We start from the raw sequence: 21,110 nt of genomic DNA on the forward strand, positions 1-21,110 counted from the left end.
CTCCTTGCGTTGGAGGGATGCCGGACGCCGGGAGCAGTGCCCCGGGAGTGACAGAAGCATCACCGGCTCGCGTGCGACGTCGCTACGGAACTCTCAATGGTCGATAGAGAACTGTGTGTGGCACGACACAACGACCCGCCTGTTGCGATTCGAGTCGTGTCATTGTGCGTCGCCGGCTTCCCGAGGTGCTGTGCAGCGACCGGTCGTCGACGGGGCCGCTCAGGATCCACGCCCAGGTTCTCGGCGAGCGGGCACGGGTCGGTGCCGACGGCGTACCGGGCCGGCGAGATGCACATCGGGCGGCGGAGGACGCTTCCCGGCGCCGGGCGGTGAACTCGGCGCCGTGTGCGGAGCACGGTGCGCCGGCCGGCCCCGCGCTACTTCGGTCCCCCTGCCGGGGTGAGCCGAGGGGCCGGGGCTTCCGGAGTCTCGGACACTTCCCCGGATTCTCGGGGCGCGAGCACCGACGTCACCACTGTGCCGATCGCCGGTAACCGTTGCGCGGCGGTCGGGGCGACGGCGGCCAGCACGGTGGCCGCTCCCGCACACCCGAGCGCCTGAGTCCACCCCACCGGGCCGATCGGCACGCAGCCCAGCAGTCCGCTCACCCCCGGTGTGCTGATCAGTGCGGCCATCACGGCGAGCGATCCGAGGACGGTGCCGACGACGAGGGGGCTGCGCGAGTCGAGCAGGGTCTGCCCGAGCTGAGCCCCCACGAGCGCGACCAGTGCCACCGTCGACGCACGCGGGTTCGAGCCCGTCACCCTTGCCATGGCCCAGGCCGCGGTGGCCGCGGCCGCGGTCGCGGCGCCGCGCACGGCCACGGTGTGCAGCAGCGCGGACTCGTCGGGCCTCGGCGCGGGACCGGAGCCGTCGACGCGGGGGGTGCTGACGGCCAGGGCCGCTGCCGGGAGTGCGTCGGTGAGCATGTTCACCAGCAGCAGCTGCCGGGCATTGAGCGGGGAGCGGCCGGTGACCAGGCTGCCGAGTAGCGCGAACGCGACCTCGCCGGCGTTGCCGCCGAGCAGGACCGCCACGGCGGCCTGGACCCGCTGCCACAGCACGCGGCCCTCGTCGAGCGCGTCGAGCAGGCCCGCGACGCGGCCCTCGAGCAGCACGACGTCGGCCGCGCCGCGCGCGGGGTCGCTGCCGTGGGAGGCCACACCGATTCCGACGCTGGCGGCGCGGATCGCGGCGGCGTCGTTGGCGCCGTCACCGACCATGGCGCACACGTGTCCGGCGTGTTCGAGGGTCTGCACGATCTGCACCTTGTGCTCGGGGGACATCCGCGCGAAGACGAGACACTGCTCCACGGCTTGCTGTCGTTCGGTGTGGGAGAGCCCGTCCCATTCGGCACCGCTGAGGACCTGATCCGTGCTGACGGGCAGGCCGAGTTCGCCGGCGATCGCGACGGCGGTCACCGGGTGGTCGCCGGTGATGAGCCGGACGGCGACGCCCTGCTCGAGCAGTGCGGGCAGCAGTCCGGCCGCGTCGGCCCGCGGTGTGTCGGACAGTCCGATCAGCCCGACGTGTCGCAACCCGTTTCCGCACAGTTCCGCGAGGGCATCGGGATCGTCTGTCGCCCGGCCCGTTTCGGAGTCGTTCAGGTCGCGCTGCCCCACCGCGATCACCCGTAGGCCTTCGGCAGCCAGGGCGTGCACCCGCTCCTGGAGTTCGGGACGGTCGTCGCCGTAGGCACCGAGCATCGTCTCCGGGGCGCCTTTGACCGCCAGGTGGTTTCCGGCGAGCGCGGCCGCGTAGGCCCGGCCGGACCGGAACGGCAGGTGGGCTGTCCGTTCGGCGGCCCGGTTTGCGACGGCGGCGGCGTGCGCGGACTCGACGATCGCGGCGTCGGTGGCGTGCTCGGGGGCTCCCCCGTTCGCCGGGATGCCGGTGCGGGCGGCGTAGGCCAGCACGTCCTGCCGGGTGAAGCCCGGAGCGGCGTCGACCGTCACGACCCGCAGACGGTTCTCGCTGAGTGTGCCCGTCTTGTCGAAGCAGACGACATCGACGCGGCTGAGGGCTTCGATCGAGCGGGGTGCGCGCACGAGGGTCGAGCGTTTGGTGAGCCGGCGGGCGGACGCGACCTGAGCGAGGGTGGCCACCAGGGTCAGTCCTTCCGGCACGGCCGCGACGGTGACCGCCACGCCGCTGGTCACTGCCGCGCGGATTCCGGTTCCGCGCAGCAACCCCAGTGCGGCGACGAGTACCCCGCCGCCGAGGCTGACGGGCAGCGCACGGCGAGTGAGGGTGCTCAGGCGTGCCTGCAGGCCCACTTCCCGGGCCGGTGCGGGCGCCATGGCGGTGGCACGACGGGCCTCGGTGGCCGCTCCCACCGCTGTCACGATCGTCACCGCGGTGCCGGTGAGCACGGTGGTACCCGCGTAGAGCATGCAGGCGCGTTCGGCCAGCGGCGCCCCCGGCGTCGATTCGCTCTGCTTGGCGACCGGAAGCGACTCCCCGGTCAGGGCCGATTCGTCGACCTCGACCCCGTCGGTGTGGAAGATGCGCCCGTCCGCGGGCACGACCTCACCCGGACGGACCTCGACGACGTGTCCGGGGCGCAGCGCGGCCGCGGGGACTCCGGCGTACCGCCGGTCCCCGCGCGGACCGGCGACGCGGCGGGCAGGTGGATCTTGCACCTCCAGAAGTCGTTTGAGAAGGCGTTCGGCGCGCAGGCGCTGGGCGGCCGAGAGTGCGGCGTTGAGCAGCAGTACCGAACCGACGAGGGCGGCATCGAGCGGGGATCCGAGTACCGCGCTCGCGGCGGAGCCGGTGGCGAGGACCGGGGTCAGCGGGTCCGCCAGTTCGGTGCGCACGGCCCGGGTGAAGTCGGCCGCGGATCCGAGCGGACGGACACCGACCCGCCGCACGCCCCGCACCACGCGCACCCGGGCCCGTACTCGCCACCCGGAGTCCACCGCGGGCGAGAGCAGCTCGTCCGGCGCGGGAAGGAGCGCGCAGACCTCGTCCACCGGCAGCGCGTGCCAGTCGTGGGCCGATCGTGGTGGCGGCAGCGCCGCGCCCAGCGCGGCGCGGGCCGCCGACGTTCCGGCCCACAGCCCGGCCGCGGCGCCGGCGGTGACCGATTCCGGACCGCTGCCGGGCACGCCGGGCAACATGAGCAACGCCCCGAGGGCGGACGCGTCGCGGGCGATCTCCACGCCGCGCCGGCTTGCGGTCCGCGCGGCCGGGAGGGCGTGCAGGATCCGCCACGCGCCGGTCAGATCGCGGACCATCACGTCCGCCGTCCAGGGTGGTCGGTGCCCGGCGCGGAGGACCCCGAGGCCCACGTCGGCGAGGGCGAGTGCCTGCGTCGCCTCGGTGGTGAGGACCGCGACGGTGCAGCCGCCGCGTTGCAGCGTCTCGACGACGGCGCGCAGCGTGGTGTCCATCGACTCGCCGACGGGTTCGAGACGGTCGAAGCCGTTCCGCAGGGATCCCATCGTCTCGTCCTCCGCGGAGACCACGGCGATCCCGGCGTGACGGGCGGCGGCGAGCACGGCGGAGGCGTAGCGGTCGTGGACCGGCCCGATCAGCACCTGTGCATCGACGGGGAGGTGCCCGGGCACATCCGGGACGGCGGAGACGGGATGCCGGCCGGCCGTCAGGACGCCACGTTCGACCGCCGTGCGCGCCCGGTCCCACACGGCCCGGCGGTCGCGGTCGGGGACGCCGCTCAGTCGCGTCACCGCGAGTGCGGCGGTGCACAGGACGCGGGGGTCGACGACGATCGCGTCGATCCGGTCGAGACGGCGCAGCACGTCCGGGCACAGAGTCAGCACACCGTGGGCGGCGAGCCCACGGGTGAGGGTGGCGGCGAAGGATTCCCGCGCGGTGCGGGTGGCCTTGGGGACGGCGACGAGCGCCGCGGAGCCGGCGGTGGTGAGCCTGCCGGTCAGCATCCCGGCTGCTGCCGCACCGGCGAGACCGGCCCAGCCGGCGCGGTCGGTGTAGCGCTCGACGACGCCGGCCGGCGGTTCGGTGGGACGGTCCGGGCGGTGCGGGCAGCGGGCCACGGCCGCGTGAGCGGCGAGTTCCGGTTCGAAGTCGCGCCAGGCGCGCCGCATCGCCAGGGTCTCGCCCAGGAGGACGGTCCGGGTGACGGCCTCGACGGCGGCCGAGGCCGGTGCGAGAGTCAGGGTGTGCAGCGCGGTGGTCCCGCCGGCCAGCAGCAGGTCGGCCCGGCCGGTCCCCAGCGTGGACTCGACGAGGGCGCGGATCCGGGGGTGGTAGTCCGATACGAGAACCGGGGCGGCTGCGGCGCCGGGCAGGTGCGGCAGCCGCAGATAGCGTCCCGTCGCGGTCAGCATCAGCCCGGTGACGGCGGTGGCCGCGGACACACCCCGCCGGACGAGCTGGACGTCGTCGCCGGGCAGCCCCTGCGGGGCGCCGGGACGTGCGGTTGCATCGGTGTGTCGGGTTGCAGCGCATTCGGTTTCGATCTGCTCGACGATGCGCTGCAAGGTGCGGTCCGTGGGCCCGGCCGGGCCCGTGGACACCACGAGGCGGCACCAGGGGCGATGCAATTCGGCCGTGGCCACGCCCGGGGTGGCCCGCATCGCAGCGACGACCCGGTCGCCGAGCGCCGCCCCATCCGGGCCGTCGAGGCCCCGGACTTCGATCCAGGTCCGGGCACCGTTCGCCGCGCAGCGTCGGGCGGGGCGGCCGCTGCCCGCTTCCCGGGCGACGTCGGCGACGAGATGGAGCAGCGCCGCGGGGGCCGGGGCGGCGACCGCGGCGACGGGGGCGCGGAGCAGGGCCGTCCCGACGCCGGCCGCCGTGGCGGCGCCGACGACGGCGGCGTCGAGGGCGACGCCGGCACCGGCGGCCGCGACCCGGACGCCGCCCCGCAGAGCGGACCCGGGTAGCGACATCAGGGTCGCGACCGACCGGTACGGACGCCGCCGGTGGGATGTGCCGTGGTCCATGGTGTCCTCCTCGGCTGCCGCACGAGCATTCCGACCGGGACCCGGGCACCGGTGCCACTGCCGACCGTGCCCGCCGGCCGTCGTGGGCATCGAGGTCACCGATCCTTCAGCGTAGTTCGGTCGCCGCGCGGTGGACACGAGTCGGGCAGATTCGCCCGGATCTCAGCGGACGCTCTCGGTGACCGTCCAGTGTCCCTCCCCTTGCAGTTCGAGGACCCGGTCGTGGAATGTGTCGAGGGTGCTGCGGTGCCCGACGCTGACGACGACGCTGTCGGGCAGGGCCTCGCGGAGGGTGCGATAGAGCGCGTGTTCGAGCCCTTCGTCCACGGCGCCGGTGGCCTCGTCGAGGAAGACGGTCCGCGGCCGGGCCAGCAGGACTCGTGCGAAGCCGAGGCGCTGCTGCTCACCGGGCGAGAGCACGCGCGCCCAGTCGGTGTCGTCGTCGAGGCGTTCGGTCAGGTGCCCGAGGTGCACGCGGTCGAGCACCTCGCCGAGTCGCGCGTCGTCCGGTATCGGCGGACGAGGATAGGACAGCGCTTCGCGCAGCGTCCCGAGCGGCACGTAGGGATCCTGGGACAGGAACAACGCCTCGCCGTCCGGACGCGCGATCCGGCCGTGGGCGTACGGCCAGAGCCCGGCGAGGGAGCGCAGCAGCGTCGTCTTGCCGCTGCCGGAAGCGCCGCGCACGAGCAGTGCCTCCCCGGGTGGGATGTGGATGTCGAGGCCGGTCACGAGGGGACGGCCGGACGGGGTCCGGACGTCGAGACCGTGCAGGTCGAGTGTGTCGCCCTGCTCGGTCGCGACGAGAACGGGCAGCTTCACCGCCTGCTCGGTGGCGTCGAGCAGGCCGTTGAGCCGGATGGTGGTGGCGCGGAACGCGGCGAAGTCGTCGTAGGACTCGCGGAAGAAGGACAGCGATTCGTGGACCTGGCCGAAGGCGTTGCCGGTCTGCATCACGTCGCCGAGGGTGACCTGTCCGGCGAACAGCCGTGGGCCCTGGATGAGGAACGGGAAGATCACCGCGATCTGGTTGACGGTCAGGTTGAAGCCGTCGAATTTCAGAATCCGGAACACGATCCGCCACCAGTTGCGGATCACCGCGGCGAATCGGCCCAGCAGCCCGCCTCGCTCGACATCCTCCCCGCGGTAGAAGGCGATGTTCTCGCCGTACTCGCGGACGCGGACCAGGGCGTAGCGGTAGGTGGCGCCGAGCTTCTCGTTGAGGAAGTTCAGCCGGATCAGCGGCCGGCCGATCCAGAACGCCACCGCGGTGGTGACCAGCACGTAGAGGTAGACCAGGAACACCATCGCCCGGGGGATCTCGGTGCCGAAGACCGTGATCGGGCCCGACAGTTCCCACAGGATGCCGGTGAAGCTGACGATGGACAGCACCGCGGTGACCGCCCCCATCGACAGGATGCGGGTGGTGGTGACGAAATCGGTGACGTCGATCTGGATGCGCTGGTCGGGGTTGTCCACGGGCGGATCGACGAACCGGTCCCGGTAGAACGCGCCGGTGTCGAGCCAGGTGTCGACGAGCCGGTTGTTCAGGTGGGTGCGCCAGTGGATGTCGAGAGTCTGGCCGAGCAGGTACGCGACGAGGCTACGCGCCACGTGGATGGTGGCGAGCACGGCGAACACCCGCATGAACCGCCAGAACGCCGCCTCGTCGAGATCCTGGATCGCGGTGTAGAAGTCGTTGTACCAGTACGAGAACAGCACGTTCATCCGCACCGCGAAGACGGTGAACAGCAGCACCAGGGCCACGAGTCCGAGCGGGCCGAGGCCACGCCGCGGGTCGAAGTAGGGCCACGCGATGCGCCACCACTGCCGTCCCCAGTGGGTTGCCCGCGCGAGCAGCGCCACCACGAGGACGAACACCGCCGCTGTGATCACATACGCCTTCAGCGTCCACCAGGCGCTGTCGACGAGTACATTTCCCCATTCCATCGGTCGCTGCTCCCGTCTGCCGCGCGATCGCGCGATCCATGCGGAAGATTGTGGCCCTCGTTCCGGGTGCACGGCGCCGATTCGGTGGCCGACCACTGCGGCGCGTCCGGCCTCGCGGTCCTTGCCGCGGGCTTCGCCGAGGTTCCGGACTGCTGCTTGACCGCGGGCTCGGCGGGTATCCGACGGCCATGGAAGTTCTGGGAATTCTCATTCTGGTCGGAGTGGTCGTCTACGTGGTGGTCCAGCGTCGCCGGAGCGGGCCGCGGCGGTGAGCGCCGCTCGGGGCGCGGCGGTCGAGGCCGACCACCTCGTGTCCGGCGGCGGGAGTGGTACGAAACGTCGCCGGTCCTCGCCGTGAGCGGCGAGGACCGGCGGTCGAGGAGGGATGGTCAGCGGGTACCGGGCACGGTGCGGTGCGTCGTGGTCCGGCGGGTGAGGAGGTAGCCGAGGGCGATCATGCCCACCCCGAGAACGAAGTGCAGCCAGTCGTCGGCGGAGTTGACCGGGACGAAGTTGGCCGAGCTGTCCTTGTCGATGATCAGTCCGTAGAGCCACAGCACCAGGTAGATGATGCCGCCGCCGATGAGGTAGGACCGGGCGGCACCGACGGTGCGGGCCATCGCGACGCCCGCTACGCCGAAGAGCAGGTGCACGATGTTGTGGAGGATGGAGACTTCGAAGATTCCGAGCAAGAGTGCCTCGGACTCGTGTCCGGCGAATGTCATGGTGTCGTAGTTGGTCGTGATTCCGGGGATGAACCCGAGAATGCCGACGAGGAGGAACACCACGCCGACAGCGAGGGCGGCTGTCTGCACCGGCGTCCGGGTCATAGTTCGTCCTGCGTGCTCGGCCATGGCCGGCTCCTTTCGTTCGAACAGGTGACCGGAGCCGGATCGGCTGCGGCTGCCGGAGTGATACCTCCGGGAACACCGGCGAAACCTCGCTTTCGGGGGTTTTTCCCGGATCGGCCGCGGGCCGAGCCACGCGGGGTGGTCCACCTGGTCATCGCTCCGGTCGTGCGGGCTTGCAGGCGGGGGCGAGGCGGGCGACGAGGCGGGCCGCGACGTCGCGCAGTTTGACGTTCTCGTGCTGCGACTGCCGCACCAGCACGGCGAAGGCCTCCTCGGCGGTCAGCCCGCGAGCGGCCATGACGATTCCGACCGCGCGGTCGATCGTCGGACGCGACTGCAGGGCGCGACCGAGTTGCGCGATTTCCGTCCGGGCGCGGGCTCCGCGGCGGGCCTGCCGCAGTGCGGTTTCCACAGCAGTCGTGAACACCTCTACCAGCGTCTCGTCCAGCGATTCGAATCCGTGGTCGTGCTCGCTGTAGAGGTTGAACGAGCCGGCTGTCTCGTCGTCGATCCGCAAGGGCGCGGCCAGAGTGCTCGCCGTCCCGAACTGTTCCGCGCGTTCCCAGAATTGCGGCCAGCGTCGCCGCATCTCCGCGCGGTCCGCGCGGACCACCCGGCCGCTCCGCGCCGCGTCGAGGCAGGGTCCTGCGCCGGCGAGGAACTGGGCGTGGTCGAGTTCGTAGACCAGCGGAGTGCTGCAGACCTCGGTCTCGAGCCGGCCGTCCCGCAACAACGTCACACCTGCGCTCCCGGCGTCGGGCACGATCTTCACGATGTTGTCGACGAGCCGCTGCAGCATTTCGGGCAGCTCGTCGCCCTCGTCGAGCGCGTCGGACAGCCTCCGCAGCGCCACGGCGATCTCTCCGACCCGCCCGCACAGCGGGTCGTTCTCGGCTATGTCCCCGTCCACGACTGCATCCTCGTCGGTCGTTGCCCTTCCCAGCATGCGCCCGGCCCGCCCGTCAGGGAGCGGTTCCGGGGGTCTACTGCGCGAGGCGCTGCGCCAGGTAGTCGACGAGACCGTCGAGGGTGCTCAGATGCGCGTAGTCGGCCTCGGGGATGTCCACTCCGAGCGACGAACGCAGGCCGATCAGCACGTTCAGCCAATCCATCGAGTCGAGGTCGACCTGTTGGCGCAGCGGCCGGTCGCCCTCCAACTCGAGATCCTCGATTTCGGGTGCGACGTCGGCGATCGCGGCGACGACAGCGGCGCGGAGGCCGGCGGGCTCGCCGTGTTCGGTCTCGTCGGTGGTCACGATCTCACCTCACAGTCGTTCCGGGTGTTGGAGCAGTTCGGCGATCTCGGTCAGGAACAGGGCGCCGCGCCGCCCGTCGCTGACCCGATGGTCGGCGGCCAGGGTCGCGGTGACCACCGGCGCGGGCCGCACGGTGTCGCCGTCGACCCACGGCCGCCGTGTCGGCTTGCCGAAGCCGACCAGCGCGACCTGCGGCGGGTAGATCACCCCGTACACCGATTCCACGCTCTCCTCCCCCAGGTTGGTCACGGTGACGGTGGGGTCGGACATCTCCGAGCTGCGCAACGATCCGGCCCGGGCGCGCTTGACGAGATCGGCGAGAGCCGCCATCAGCTCGGGCAGGGCGAGGTCGGCGACGTCGTGGATCGCCGGGGCGATCAGTCCGCCCTGGCGCAGGGAGACCGCCACGCCCACGTGTGTGGCCGGGGCCGGGTGGAACTCGCCGTCGGTCCAGAATCCGCTCATCTCGGGACAGCGCCGGGTGGCCAGCGCGACCGCCTTGATCAGCAGCGCCGCAAGCAGGACGCGCTCGGTGACCGGTCGTTGCGCGTTGTACTCGGTGAGCCAGTCGAGAGCACGCGTGAGCGGGATCTGCTCCGACAGGTAGTAGTGCGGGATCTCCCGCTTGGACCGTCCCATCGCGGACGCGATGGCGCGGCGCATCTCGGCGGCCTTGTCGACGGGTGTCTTGGCCGGAGCCGCGGCGGGCGGGGGCGCCGCGGCAGCGGGTGCGACCGCGGTGCGGGCGGCCGCGGCCCGATCGACGTCCTCGATCGTCACCGACTCCCAGGGCCCGGTGCCGGTCACGGTGTCGAGGTCGACGCCCAGCGCCCGGGCCTGCCGGCGGGCGGCCGGCGAGATCCGTCGCCGCGCGGCCGGCGCAGGCTCGGTGACCGGGGCAGCGCCGGCGGCTGCGGGGACAGGAGCCGCGCCGGCGGCTGCGGGGACAGGAGCCGCGCCGGCGGCTGCGGGGACAGGAGCCGCGCCGGCGGCTGCGGGGACAGGAGCCGCGGCCGGGGCCTCGGACACCGGGATCTCCTCGACAGCCGGAGCGTCTTCCCCGGGTTCGAGCATCGTCGCCATCGCCGCCCCGACCGGCAGGGTGATGCCCGGCTGCGCGAGCAGCCGGTGGACCACCCCGTCCCGCCAGATCTCGACCTCGACCTCCGCCTTGGCGGTGTCCACCGACGCGATCACCTGGCCCCGCTCGACCGTGTCACCGGGGGCGACGCGCCATTCGGTCAGGGTGCCCTCGTCCATGTCGGCCCCGAGGGACGGCAGGGTGAACTCGAACACGTCGCCTCCTCAGTTCTCGCCCGTCAGCGCCAGCACGGCGGCGACGATCTTCTCCGGTTGCGGGATCGCCGCCTGTTCCAGGTGCCGGGCGTAGGGCACCGGCACCTCTTCGCTGCACACCCGGGCCACGGGCGCGTCGAGGTCGTAGAACGCCTCCTCGACGATCCGGGTGGTCACTTCGGCGGCGAGGCCGACGCTGCGCCAGCCCTCGTCGACGACCACCACCCGGCGGGTGCGGCGGACGGAGTCCACGACGGTGGCGGTGTCGAGCGGACGCAGCACCCGAAGGTCGACGACCTCGGCCTCGATGCCGCTACCCGCGAGGGTTTCCGCGGCGGCGAGGGCCTTGCCGACGGTGCCGCCGTAGGCGACGAGGGTCACGTCGCCGCCGGGCCGCAGCACCCGTGCGCTCTCGATGTCGACCGGTTCGTCGGGGTCGATGTCGGCGGTGATGTTGTAGAGCAGGGCGTGCTCGAACACGACGACCGGGTCCGGGTCCGCGAGGGCGGGCGCGAGCATTCCGCGGGCGTCCTGCACGGTGGCCGGGGCCAGGACCCGGATGCCGGGAATGTGCGCGTACCACGCTTCGAGGCTGTGCGAGTGCTGCGCGGCCAGTTGCCGTCCGGCACCGGTGGCCATGCGGATCACGATCGGCACGGAGAACTGGCCGCCGGACATGTGGCGCAGCGCGGCGGCGGTGTTCACGATCTGATCGAGGGCGAGCAGACTGAAGTTGACGGTCATGATCTCGACGACTGGTCGCATCCCGCCGAGGGCCGCTCCGATGCCCGCGCCGACGAATCCGAGTTCCGACAGGGGGGTGTCCCGGATGCGTTCGGGTCCGAACTCGTCGAGCAGGCCCTTGGTCACGGCATACGTGCCCCCGTACCGCCCGATGTCCTCCCCCATCAGGAACACCCGCGGATCGGCGGTGAGCGCATCGTGCAGCGCAGCGCGCAGGGCTTCGCGATAGCTGAGTTTCACAGCGCCTCCCCGGCCGGTGTGGTCACGTCGCGCAACAGGTCGGACTCGGGTTCCCAGGTGCCGGCCTCGGCGAAGGCGACGGCGGCGTCGACCTCGGCCGTGGCCTGGGCGTCGAGGTGCAGGAACTGTTCCTCGGTCAGCAGATTCAGTGCCTTCAGCCGCGCCGAGAACGTGTGGATGGGGCCGCGTTCCTTCCAGCGTTCGACCTCGGCCTTGTCCCGGTAGAGCTCGGGGTCGAACATCGAATGGGCGCGGAATCGGTAGGTCTGGAACTCGACGAACATCGGCCCGCCGGTGCTGCGGACGTGGGAGACCCCGGCGCGAGCCGTCTCGTGGACGGCGAGCACGTCCATCCCGTCGGTCCGGAGGGTGGGGACGCCGAACGCGGCGGCCTTCGCGCACAGGTCGGTCTGCGATTCGGACCGGGCGAGGGCGGTGCCCATGGCGTACAGGTTGTTCTCGCAGCAGAACAGGACCGGCAGCTGCCACAGGGCCGCGAGGTTGAGCGCCTCGTGGAACGCGCCCTCGGCCATCGCCCCCTCGCCGAAGAAGCAGGCGGTGACCCTCGGGACCGACTGCATCTTGTCGGCCAGCGCCAGGCCCACCGCCAGCGGCAGGCCGCCACCGACGATCGCGTTGCCGCCGTAGAAGCGGGTGGCGGCGTCGAACAGGTGCATCGAACCGCCGCGACCCCGGGAGCAGCCTTCCTGCTTGCCGAACATCTCCGCCATGATCGCGTTCATGGACAGCCCGTGGATCAGGGCATGTCCGTGTTCACGGTAGGTACCGACGACGCTGTCGCCGCGATCGAGTGCGTGCAGGGCGCCGACGGCCACGGCCTCCTCCCCCACGTACAGGTGCAGGAATCCGCGGATCTTGCCGGCGCCGTAGAGTTCGGCGGCCTTCTCCTCCATCCGCCGGATGCGCAGCATGTCGGCCAGCAGCCCGAGCGCGAACTCGCGGTCGTAGGGGAATCCGGCGGCATGACCGCCGATCGATCCGCTGCTCATCCGGCCACCTCCGGGGTCTCGAGCGTCGATGTGTCGCCTTCGGCGAGGCCGAGTTCGCGGGCCTTGAGCAGCCGGCGCAGCGTCTTGCCGCTGCGGGTGTGCGGCAGCGAGCCGACGAAGGTGAGTTCCTTCGGGGCGACGGCCGCACCGAGCCGGACGCGGGCATGCCCGATCAGCTTGCGGCGCAACGCGTCGTCCGGTGCGACGCCGCGTTCGAGGACGACGAAGGCCTTGACCTTCTCGCCCAGGATCTCGTCGGGCACCCCGATCACGGCGGCTTCGAGCACGGCCGGGTGCTCGGCGAGTGCGCTCTCGACCTCGAACGGTCCGATGAGATGACCGGCGGACTTGATGACGTCGTCGGCGCGGCCGACGAACCAGAAATACCCGTCGGTGTCGCGGCGCGCGAGGTCCCCGGTGAGGTACAGATGGTCGGCGAAGCACTTGCGGTACCGCTCGTCCTGGTTCAGGTAGCCACGGAACATCGACGGCCAGCCCGCCCGCAGCGCCAGTTCCCCCTCGGTGTCGGGGTCGGTGACCTCGTGCACGGTGCCGTCCTCGTCGCGGCGGACGATCCGGGCGTCGACCCCGGGCAGCGGCCGGCCCATCGAGCCGGGCTTGATGTCGAACGCCGGCGTGTTGGCGATCATGATGCCGCCGGTCTCGGTCTGCCACCAGTTGTCGTGGATGGGGAGCCCGAGCACCTCGGTACCCCACCACACGGCGTCCGGGGCCAGCGGCTCGCCGACACTGGCGACGAACCGCAGGTTCGGGAACCGGTAGCGCCTCGCGACCTCGGGCCCGGCGCGCATGAGCATCCGGACCGCGGTGGGGGCGGTGTACCAGACGCTGATCTGCTGGTCCTGCAGGATCCGGTACCACCGTTCGGCGTCGAACTCCGCCTCGTCGACGATCGAGGTGACGCCGTGCAGCAGCGGCGCGACGATGCCGTACGACGTGCCCGTCACCCACCCCGGATCGGCGGTGCACCAGTAGATGTCGTCGGGATGCAGGTCGAGGGCGTATCGACCGGTGGCGTAGTGCGTGACGACGGCGCCGTGCACGTGCAGCGCCCCCTTCGGGGTGCCGGTGGTGCCGCTCGTGAAGTGCAGCAACGACGGGTCGTCGGCGGTCGTGGGGGTGAGGTCGGCGGCCGGTTCGGCGGCGTCGAGCAGTGCCCTCAGGTCGAGGGTGCCCGGCACGTCGGTGGCGGCGCCTCCGTCGCCGACGAGCAGCACGTGTTCGAGGGTCGGCACCCGGTCGCGCACCGCGGCGACCCGCCGGTGGTACAGCGCCTCCGTGGTCACCAAGACCTGCGCGGAGCCGAGTTCGAGGCGGGTGACCAGGGGTTCGGGACCGAAGGCCGAGAACAGCGGGGTGACGACCGTGCCGTTGCGCAGGGCGCCGAGGACGGCGATGTACAACTCGGGGATCCGGTCGGCGAACACGAACAGCCGGTCGCCCTTACCGATCCCGAGGTCGCGCAGGACGCGGGTGAAGCGACGCACCCGGTCTGCGAGGTCGTGGTACGACAACTCCGTGACCTCGATGCGGCCGGTTGCGTCCCCCGGTGCGAGGAACCGGAGCGCCGGCCGGTCACGTAGCGGGCCGTCGGCGTGCCGGTCGACCGCCGACCAGGCGATGTTGCACCCCCCGCCGGGCGGGCCCGGCACCTGCGCTGCCGCCTCCTCCCACGTGAAGCGGGCACAGGTGGTCTCGTAGTCCGACAGGTTCGGCGGAACCCGCAGGGCCTCGGCCGTCTTGCGGATCACCGCGTCGCTGCTGGTCGTCACGGCCGCTCCCTCCGGTGCAGTTCGTGTCGAGCCGATCATGCGCCGCCCCGGACGACCCGGCATAGGGGCATTGGTCCTCACGCCCCGCACCGTGGGCGTGCGGACGCAGCGGCGCTGTCGTTCGTCGCCGCCCGTCGGGGCGTTGCCCCGGGGGGCGCGGCCGGGCACACTGACTGTCGACGTCCGTCGGTCCGCAGGGCATCCGAGGAGGCGACCGTGGAGTTGCAGGTCGTGGCGATCGACAAGCCCGACGACATGAACGTCGTCGTCGGGCAGGCCCATTTCGTCAAGACCGTCGAGGACCTGCACGAAGCGTTGGCCGGGGTGAGTCCTCATCTGCGGTTCGGTGTGGCGTTCTGCGAGGCCTCCGGGCCCCGCCTCGTGCGCTCCTCCGGCAACGACGACCGGCTCGTCGAGTTGGCCCGGCGCAACGCCCTGGCGGTGGGCGCGGGTCACTCGTTCTTCGTGTTCGTGGAGGACGGGTATCCGGTGAACTTCCTGAACACGTTGAAGCAGGTACCGGAGGTCTGCGGCATCTTCTGCGCCACGGCCAACCCGGTCGAGATCATCGTCGCCGAGACCGATCTCGGTCGGGGCATCGCCGGGGTGATCGACGGAAGCCCGCCCGTGGGCGTGGAGACGAGCACCGATGTCGCCGACCGCAAGGCCCTGCTGCGGACGATCGGCTACAAGCTCTGACGGCGGGGACAAGGGGCCGCGGCGCGCGGAGAGTCCGCTCGTCGCCGGTCCGGGCCCGATCAGGCGGCGCGTGTGTGAGGTCGCCGGCTGTCCGACCTCCGGGCCCGCTCGGTCACGGGTTCATCGCCCCCGCCCGGCTCCCCGGTCCCGGCTGAGCGCACCGGCAGCGTGCACCGCCGGCCGGTCCGGGTGGTCGTACCGCACGACGATGTCTGCGTCGGCGGCCGTCGCGGCGTCGTGCTCGAGCAGTGGCGGGATCGTCCAGCGGTCCTCGGCGGGCGTCAGCCGATCCAACGCGGCCTGCGACATCGCGAGGTGCACCGTGACGTCGAAGGCCAGTCCCCGACCGAGCAGCATAGGCCCGGCGATCGTCAGCACCTGACCGTCGGGAGCGTCGATCCGCCGCGCGCGTGCCGATCGGTCCTCCGCCTCGTCCCACAGCTTCGGCAGCCACCGTCCGTTCTCCCGCAGGGCCCGGACCACTTCGCGGTCGAGCGCCCCGTAGTCGAACCAGTTCGCGCGGTAGCTCTCCTGGTCGGTGCGTCCGTGCTCGAACCGGAGCGAGGCCGGGCGCACGAAGTCGTGCAGTGACAGCACGGCCGCCGGCCGCCCCTCGACGCGAAGGCGGGCGGCCACCTCCTCGGCCAGATCCAGCGGTGCGGCCGCGTCGGCGGCGGAGATGGCGACACACACCCGGCCGCGGTGTCCGGCGGCGCGTGCTGCGACGACGTCGGCGAGGGCCTCGGGGCTGATCGGGGTGAACACCGTCATCGCTCCAGTCTCCGGCCTCTCCGTCGTCGCCGCCCCCGGGATCCTCGGCTCCGGCCGGTCCCTCACCCCCGGCGCGGAAAGTGCCGGATCAGCCCCTCCTGCACGACCGTCGCCACGAGTTCCCCGTCGAGGGTGAAGTAGCGGCCCGTCGCGAGCCCCCGCGAGCCCGCCGCGACCGGCGACTCGGTGGCGTACAACGTCCATTCGTCGAACCGGACCGGCCGGTGGAACCACATGGAGTGGTTGACGGTCGCGGCGACGATGCGGTCCAGCCCCCAGGACAACCCGTGGGTGGTGAGGATCGAGTCGAGCACGGTGGTGTCGGAGCTGTAGGCCAGGGTGGCGGCGTGCAGGAGCCCGTCCTCGGGCAACGCGCCGTCGGCACGCATCCACACCCGATTGTGCGAGAGCCGTTCCCCGGTGCCTTTGAGGATCCACGCGGGATCGTTGGCATAGCGCATGTCGATCGGTTTGAGGGCGTTGACGAAGTGCGGGAGGTGATCCTCGAACCCGGACAGGTGGTCCCCGAGCGGCGGCAGCGCGTCCGGGTAGGGCACCTCCGGAACGCTCACCGCATGCTCGAGTCCCTTACCCCACCGCTGGAAGGCGATGAGCATGACGAACAGCTCTTTGCCGTTCTGGGACGCGGTGACCATGCGGTTCGCGAAGTCCCGGCCGTCGCGGTGGCGGGCCACCTGGTACTCGATCGGCGCCTTGACGTCGCCTCCGCGGATGAAGTGAGCGTTGAGCGCGTGCACCGGCCGGTCGCCGACCGTGCGGCCGGCCGCGATCAGCGCCTGCGCGACGAGCTGGCCGCCGAACGTGCGGCTACCCACCTGGACCGGGTGCTCTCCGCGGTAGAGGTCCTCGTCGATCTGCACGAGATCGAGCAGATCGACGAGCACCTCGAGATCGGTCGCGGTGCGACGGCTCAATGGGTGTCCTTCTCCCCGAGCCGGTGCACGTGGATCAGGTTGGTCGAGCCGGACCGGCCGGGCGGGGACCCGGCCACGATGACGACGAGGTCGCCGCGCTGGTATCGGCCGAGGGAGAGCAGCGCCGCATCGACCTGCTGCACCATCACGTCGGTGGTGTCGACCGGTTCGACGGAGAACGTCTCGGTGCCCCAGGTCAGCGCCAGCTGGCTGCGGATATGCGGAACCGGGGTGAACGCGAGCAGCGGCAGCCTGGTGTGCAGTCGCGCCAGGCGGCGTACCGTGTCGCCGGACTGGGTGAACGCCACCAGCGCCTTGGCTTCGAGCCGTTCGCCGATGTCCCGTGCCGCGTAGGAGATCACCCCGCGCTTGGTCCGCGGCACGTGGGTCAGCGCCGGGACCCGGGTGGGGTCGGATTCGACCGCCGCGATGATGCGGGCCATCGTCCGCACCGTCTCGACCGGGTACTTGCCGACGGACGTCTCGCCGGAGAGCATCACCGCGTCCGCGCCGTCGAGCACCGCATTGGCGACGTCGGAGGCCTCGGCACGGGTCGGCCGGGAGTTCTCGATCATCGACTCGAGCATCTGCGTGGCCACGATGACGGGCTTGGCGTTCTCGCGGGCGATCTGGATCGCCCGCTTCTGCACGAGGGGCACCTCCTCGAGCGGCATCTCGACGCCGAGGTCACCGCGCGCGACCATCACCGCATCGAACGCCAGCACGACCGCCTCGAGATTCTCGATGGCCTCGGGCTTCTCGAGCTTGGCGATCACCGGCACGCGGTGTCCCACCCGGTCCATCACCTCGTGCACGAGCTCGATGTCGGCCGGGGAACGAACGAACGACAGCGCCACGAAGTCCACGCCGAGGCGCATCGCGAACTCGAGGTCTTCGATGTCCTTCTCCGACAGCGCCGGAACCGAGATGTTCATCCCCGGCAGGGACACGCCCTTGTTGTTGCTGACCGGTCCCCCCTCGGTCACGCGGCAGACCACGTCCGAACCCTCGACGTGCTCGACGACCAGGCCGACCTTGCCGTCGTCGACGAGCAGGCGATCGCCGGGGCGCGCGTCCTCGGCGAGTTGCTCATAGGTGGTCGAGACCCGGTCGTGCGTGCCCTCGACGTCGTCGACGGTGATGCGGACGATCTCGCCGGTCTTCCACAACGTCGGTCCCTCGGCGAACCGTCCGAGGCGAATCTTCGGGCCCTGCAGGTCGGCGAGGATGCCGACGGCATGCCCGCTGGTATCGGAGGCCTCGCGCACGCGGCGATAGTGAGCCTCGTGGTCGGCGTGTGCGCCGTGGCTGAAGTTGAGGCGGGCCACATCCATGCCGGCGTCGACGAGTTCCCTCAGGACCTCGGGGTCTGCCGTGGCCGGGCCCATGGTGCAAACGATCTTGGTGCGTCGGGTCACGCGGTCGAGCCTAGTACCCGCGTGACGACCACGGAGCATGGCGGGCGATCCGCGGGGGTCAGGCGGCAGGAGCGGCACGGATCCGCCGGTCGGCGGCAGGCGAGGCGGGCGATAAAATCTGTGTCACATGTAAGAGAAATTCGTACCGAAACGGCCGGCGCCGGGAGTTCGGGGTCCCCGGCGCCCCCTCCCCGACAGCTGTCTCCGGTACTGCAGGTTTCCTGTGGTGATCAGGTAGATTCCGATCCACCGGAGATCGTGGCAGCGAGGACACCGAGCGAGGGAACCTGGAATGGAGAAGACGCGGAAGGAGCCGGTGCCGGACCCCCGCCGCGGCGTCTACGGCATCTCGGTGGCATCCGAGTTGTCCGGGGTCGACCCGCAGTCCATGCGGCTGTACGAGCGTCGCGGACTGCTCAGCCCGGCGCGCACCCGGGGCGGCACCCGCCGATACAGCGACGAGGACGTGGCGCGCCTGCGACGGATCAGCGAACTCCTGTCGGAGGGCATCAATCTGGCCGGTATCGCCCAGATCTTCCGCCTCGAGTCGCATCATGCCGAACTGGCGTCCCATACGGCGCGACTCGAATCCCACAACGCACGCCTCGAATCGGACAAGGCTCGCCTCGAGGACGCCAATGCACGTCTCGAGTCGGACAATGCGCGCCTACGGGCGGGCACCGACGACAGCACAGCGACCTCATAGCGCAGACGCACCGGTCGCCCGCCGGCGACCGGTGCGCTTTCGAGCGGCCGAAGACACGGCCGCTGCCGCCCGCTCAGCGGGCTTCGTTCGCGGCCTGCTGCTCGGTGCGCGCCCCCTCGTGCGCCAGGGTCCCGGAAGCGTTCTCGAGATGGGCCCGGACGAACCACTGGAACTTCTCGAGATCCCGCGTCTGCCCGATGAGCAGATCCTCGGTGATCGGGTCGATCTCCCCGACCTCCGAGATCGCCTTGCGGCAGTCCCCGATCACGCCGTCGTACACCAGATCGAGCGCGGCGAGATGCGCCTGGGCGGTGTCCCGCCCCACCGAGTAGTCGTCCCACGAACGGTCCTTCTCGATCGCGCCCGCGGTTCCCTTCGGCGAGGATCCGAGTGCCGCGATGCGTTCGGCGACATCGTCGGCGAATCCGCGGACCGCTTCGACCTGCGGGTCGATCATCTCGTGCACACCGATGAAGTTCGGCCCCACGACGTTCCAGTGCACGTGCTTGAGGGTGAGGTGCAGGTCGTTGTAGGCACTGAGACGATTCTGCAGCACTTCGGCCACCCGGGCGCCCTCGCTGTCGCTCAGGCCGGGGACGGTGAACTTCGCCATCTTCGATTCCTCCTACAGACTCGTGTGAAGTACCTCCGCAGGCCGTCTGCCGGCCCGCCGGTCAGCACGTGGGTGCCGGGGTAACTCGCCGGAGGGCTACCCCGTTCCGCGGTCGTCGAAACCGCCGGGCAGTAGCGTGCACGCGTCTCCACGCGAAAGGGCGTGCCCGCGTCTCCACGCGAGGAGGCGGCCACGACCGGCGCGCGGGCCGGCCACCTCGAGCAGAACTGTACGCAGCATTTGACAAAATTTCTGTTCTACGAGACAGATTATTTGCCGTGCGTGAGTGGGGGCGGTGCGCTGCGGAACCGCGGGCGCCTCGAAGTGCCTCCCCGCTCCGCTTCGAGTGATAGACAAAAACTACTTGTCATAAGTACGAGTTCGACAGCAATCGCCGGAGCGACCGGCCCCGGTGTCGAGCAAGGAGGCGCGACGCGATGACCGCAGCGGACCTGGTGGTGGTGGCCAATCGGCTCCCCGTCGACTACGACCCATCGGCCGACGACGGACGCGGCGGGTGGCGCCGCAGCCCGGGCGGGCTCGTCACCGCCCTGGAACCGGTGCTGCGTGCCGCCGACGGCGCCTGGGTGGGCTGGCCCGGCGCCGCCGACGTCGCGTTCGAACCCTTCACCGAGGACGGCATCACTATGCACCCCGTCTCCCTCACCGAAGGCGAAGTGGCCGACTACTACGAGGGCTTCTCGAACGCGACACTGTGGCCCCTGTACCACGACGCGATCGTCGCGCCGGTCTACGACCGGACGTGGTGGCGGACCTACGTCGCGGTCAACCGCCGCTTCGCGGCGGCCGCGGCCGATGCGGCCGCCCCGGGCGCCACCGTGTGGGTGCACGACTATCAGCTGCAGCTGGTGCCGAAGATGCTGCGCGAGTTGCGGCCCGACCTGAAGATCGGGTTCTTCCTGCACATTCCCTTTCCGCCCACGGAACTGTTCCTGCAGCTGCCGTGGCGCACCGCCGTCGTCGAGGGTCTGCTCGGCGCCGACCTGGTGGGGTTCCACCTGCCCGGCGGCGCCCGCAACTTCCTGTTCCTGGCGCAGCGCCTGCTGGGGCTGCACACCCACGCGCACTCCGACCTCGACTCGTGTGTGGGCGCCGTCGACGTCGGTGACCGGCGCGTGCAGGTCGGCGCCTTCCCCATCTCGATCGACTCGGCCCACTTCGCGGAACGCGTGCAGTCCCCGCACATCCGGGAGCGGGCCGCGCAGGTCCGCGAGGAACTCGGCAACCCCGAGATCCTGCTGCTCGGCGTCGACCGCCTCGACTACACCAAGGGCATCGACATCCGGCTCGAGGCACTACACGAACTGCTCGACGAGGGCACCCTCGACCCCGAGAAGGTCGTCATGGTGCAGCTTGCCACCCCGAGCCGCGAGCGCGTGTCCGCCTACGCGCAGCTGCGCGAGGACATCGAACGCAAGGTGGGCCACCTCAACGGCGAATACGGGCAGCTGGGCCGGCCGGTGGTGCACTATCTGCACCGGCCCGTGGACCGGGACGAGCTCATGGCCCTGTACAGCGCCGCGGACGTCATGCTCGTCACGCCTCTACGCGACGGCATGAACCTCGTCGCCAAGGAGTACATCGCATGCCGGGCCGACGGCACCGGCGCGCTCGTCCTCAGCGAGTTCACCGGAGCAGCAAGCGAACTGCGCCGAGCCCACCTGGTCAACCCACACGATCTCGATGCCGTCAAACGCGCTATCGTCGTCGCCGCCACCGAGGATGCGGCAACCGCGGCCCGCCGGATGCAGTCGCTGCGCACCCAGGTGCTCCATCACGACGTCGACCGGTGGGCCGACGCCTTCCTCACGGATCTGCGCGCCAGCGGCACCGGCAAAGCGGCGGCGGCGAGCGCCTGAGCCGGGCCCGGCACGGC

16 protein-coding genes are annotated in these 21,110 nt (G+C 71.3%); 3 read left to right on the forward strand and 13 right to left on the reverse strand.

All coding sequences use genetic code 11. The features are described from left to right. Positions 1-377: 377 nt before the first annotated feature. From AC2IPW_RS13685 to acsA, 9 genes are all read right to left on the reverse strand, one after another. Complete coding sequence (locus AC2IPW_RS13685; protein ID WP_486375039.1) at positions 378-4,931, reverse strand: cation-translocating P-type ATPase; 4,554 nt, start codon at positions 4,929-4,931, stop codon at positions 378-380. 162 nt (positions 4,932-5,093) lie between these two features. After that, the gene (locus AC2IPW_RS13690; protein ID WP_486375040.1) at positions 5,094-6,881 is read right to left on the reverse strand and encodes an ABC transporter ATP-binding protein/permease; all 1,788 of its coding nucleotides are present in this window, start codon (positions 6,879-6,881) and stop codon (positions 5,094-5,096) included. Positions 6,882-7,270: 389 nt separating this feature from the next. After that, the gene (locus AC2IPW_RS13695) at positions 7,271-7,711 is read right to left on the reverse strand and encodes a DUF4383 domain-containing protein (protein WP_416063674.1); all 441 of its coding nucleotides are present in this window, start codon (positions 7,709-7,711) and stop codon (positions 7,271-7,273) included. A gap of 172 nt (positions 7,712-7,883) precedes the next feature. Then, positions 7,884-8,642 (reverse strand): GAF and ANTAR domain-containing protein, encoded by a 759-nt coding sequence (locus AC2IPW_RS13700; protein ID WP_416061197.1) that lies wholly within the window; start codon positions 8,640-8,642, stop codon positions 7,884-7,886. Between the two features lie 73 nt (positions 8,643-8,715). Continuing rightward, positions 8,716-8,988: an acyl carrier protein gene (locus AC2IPW_RS13705; RefSeq protein WP_003935769.1), complete on the reverse strand. Its 273-nt coding sequence runs from the start codon at positions 8,986-8,988 to the stop codon at positions 8,716-8,718. A gap of 9 nt (positions 8,989-8,997) precedes the next feature. After that, complete coding sequence (locus tag AC2IPW_RS13710) at positions 8,998-10,284, reverse strand: dihydrolipoamide acetyltransferase family protein (protein WP_486375041.1); 1,287 nt, start codon at positions 10,282-10,284, stop codon at positions 8,998-9,000. A gap of 9 nt (positions 10,285-10,293) precedes the next feature. Then, positions 10,294-11,268, reverse strand: coding sequence for an alpha-ketoacid dehydrogenase subunit beta (locus tag AC2IPW_RS13715; RefSeq protein ID WP_486375042.1), 975 nt, complete (start codon positions 11,266-11,268; stop codon positions 10,294-10,296). After that, on the reverse strand, positions 11,265-12,278 hold the full coding sequence (gene pdhA, locus AC2IPW_RS13720; protein ID WP_003935774.1) for a pyruvate dehydrogenase (acetyl-transferring) E1 component subunit alpha: 1,014 nt from the start codon (positions 12,276-12,278) through the stop codon (positions 11,265-11,267). The genes AC2IPW_RS13715 and pdhA overlap by 4 nt, the downstream gene beginning before the upstream one ends. Then, positions 12,275-14,110 carry an acetate--CoA ligase gene (gene acsA / locus AC2IPW_RS13725; RefSeq protein WP_486377005.1) on the reverse strand — a complete coding sequence of 612 codons (1,836 nt, stop codon included), beginning with the start codon at positions 14,108-14,110 and terminating at the stop codon, positions 12,275-12,277. Before acsA ends, pdhA begins: the two co-directional genes overlap by 4 nt. A 177-nt stretch (positions 14,111-14,287) precedes the next feature. On the opposite strand from acsA, the gene AC2IPW_RS13730 reads away from it, so the two are divergent. Continuing rightward, entirely contained in the window at positions 14,288-14,770 is a 483-nt protein-coding gene (locus AC2IPW_RS13730; RefSeq protein WP_003935776.1) for an adenosine-specific kinase, read from the forward strand. 120 nt (positions 14,771-14,890) lie between these two features. On the opposite strand, the gene AC2IPW_RS13735 is transcribed toward AC2IPW_RS13730, so the two are convergent. From AC2IPW_RS13735 to pyk, 3 genes are all read right to left on the reverse strand, one after another. Next, on the reverse strand, positions 14,891-15,541 hold the full coding sequence (locus AC2IPW_RS13735; RefSeq protein ID WP_003935777.1) for a nucleoside/nucleotide kinase family protein: 651 nt from the start codon (positions 15,539-15,541) through the stop codon (positions 14,891-14,893). 62 nt (positions 15,542-15,603) lie between these two features. Continuing rightward, entirely contained in the window at positions 15,604-16,476 is an 873-nt protein-coding gene (locus AC2IPW_RS13740; protein WP_486375043.1) for an acyl-CoA thioesterase domain-containing protein, read from the reverse strand. Beyond that, positions 16,473-17,894, reverse strand: a complete 1,422-nt coding sequence (pyk, locus tag AC2IPW_RS13745) for a pyruvate kinase (protein WP_486375044.1) — start codon at positions 17,892-17,894, stop codon at positions 16,473-16,475. Before pyk ends, AC2IPW_RS13740 begins: the two co-directional genes overlap by 4 nt. A gap of 292 nt (positions 17,895-18,186) precedes the next feature. Here pyk and AC2IPW_RS13750 point away from each other — a divergent pair, with 292 nt between their 5' ends. Continuing rightward, complete coding sequence (locus AC2IPW_RS13750; RefSeq protein ID WP_003935780.1) at positions 18,187-18,600, forward strand: MerR family transcriptional regulator; 414 nt, start codon at positions 18,187-18,189, stop codon at positions 18,598-18,600. 73 nt (positions 18,601-18,673) lie between these two features. On the opposite strand, the gene dps is transcribed toward AC2IPW_RS13750, so the two are convergent. Continuing rightward, positions 18,674-19,213, reverse strand: a complete 540-nt coding sequence (gene dps / locus AC2IPW_RS13755; RefSeq protein ID WP_003935781.1) for a DNA starvation/stationary phase protection protein Dps — start codon at positions 19,211-19,213, stop codon at positions 18,674-18,676. A gap of 437 nt (positions 19,214-19,650) precedes the next feature. Here dps and AC2IPW_RS13760 point away from each other — a divergent pair, with 437 nt between their 5' ends. Further along, the gene (locus AC2IPW_RS13760) at positions 19,651-21,093 is read left to right on the forward strand and encodes an alpha,alpha-trehalose-phosphate synthase (UDP-forming) (RefSeq protein WP_054374101.1); all 1,443 of its coding nucleotides are present in this window, start codon (positions 19,651-19,653) and stop codon (positions 21,091-21,093) included. Positions 21,094-21,110: the final 17 nt, after the last annotated feature.

This window comes from Rhodococcus sp. NS-SX18 (assembly GCF_057367935.1).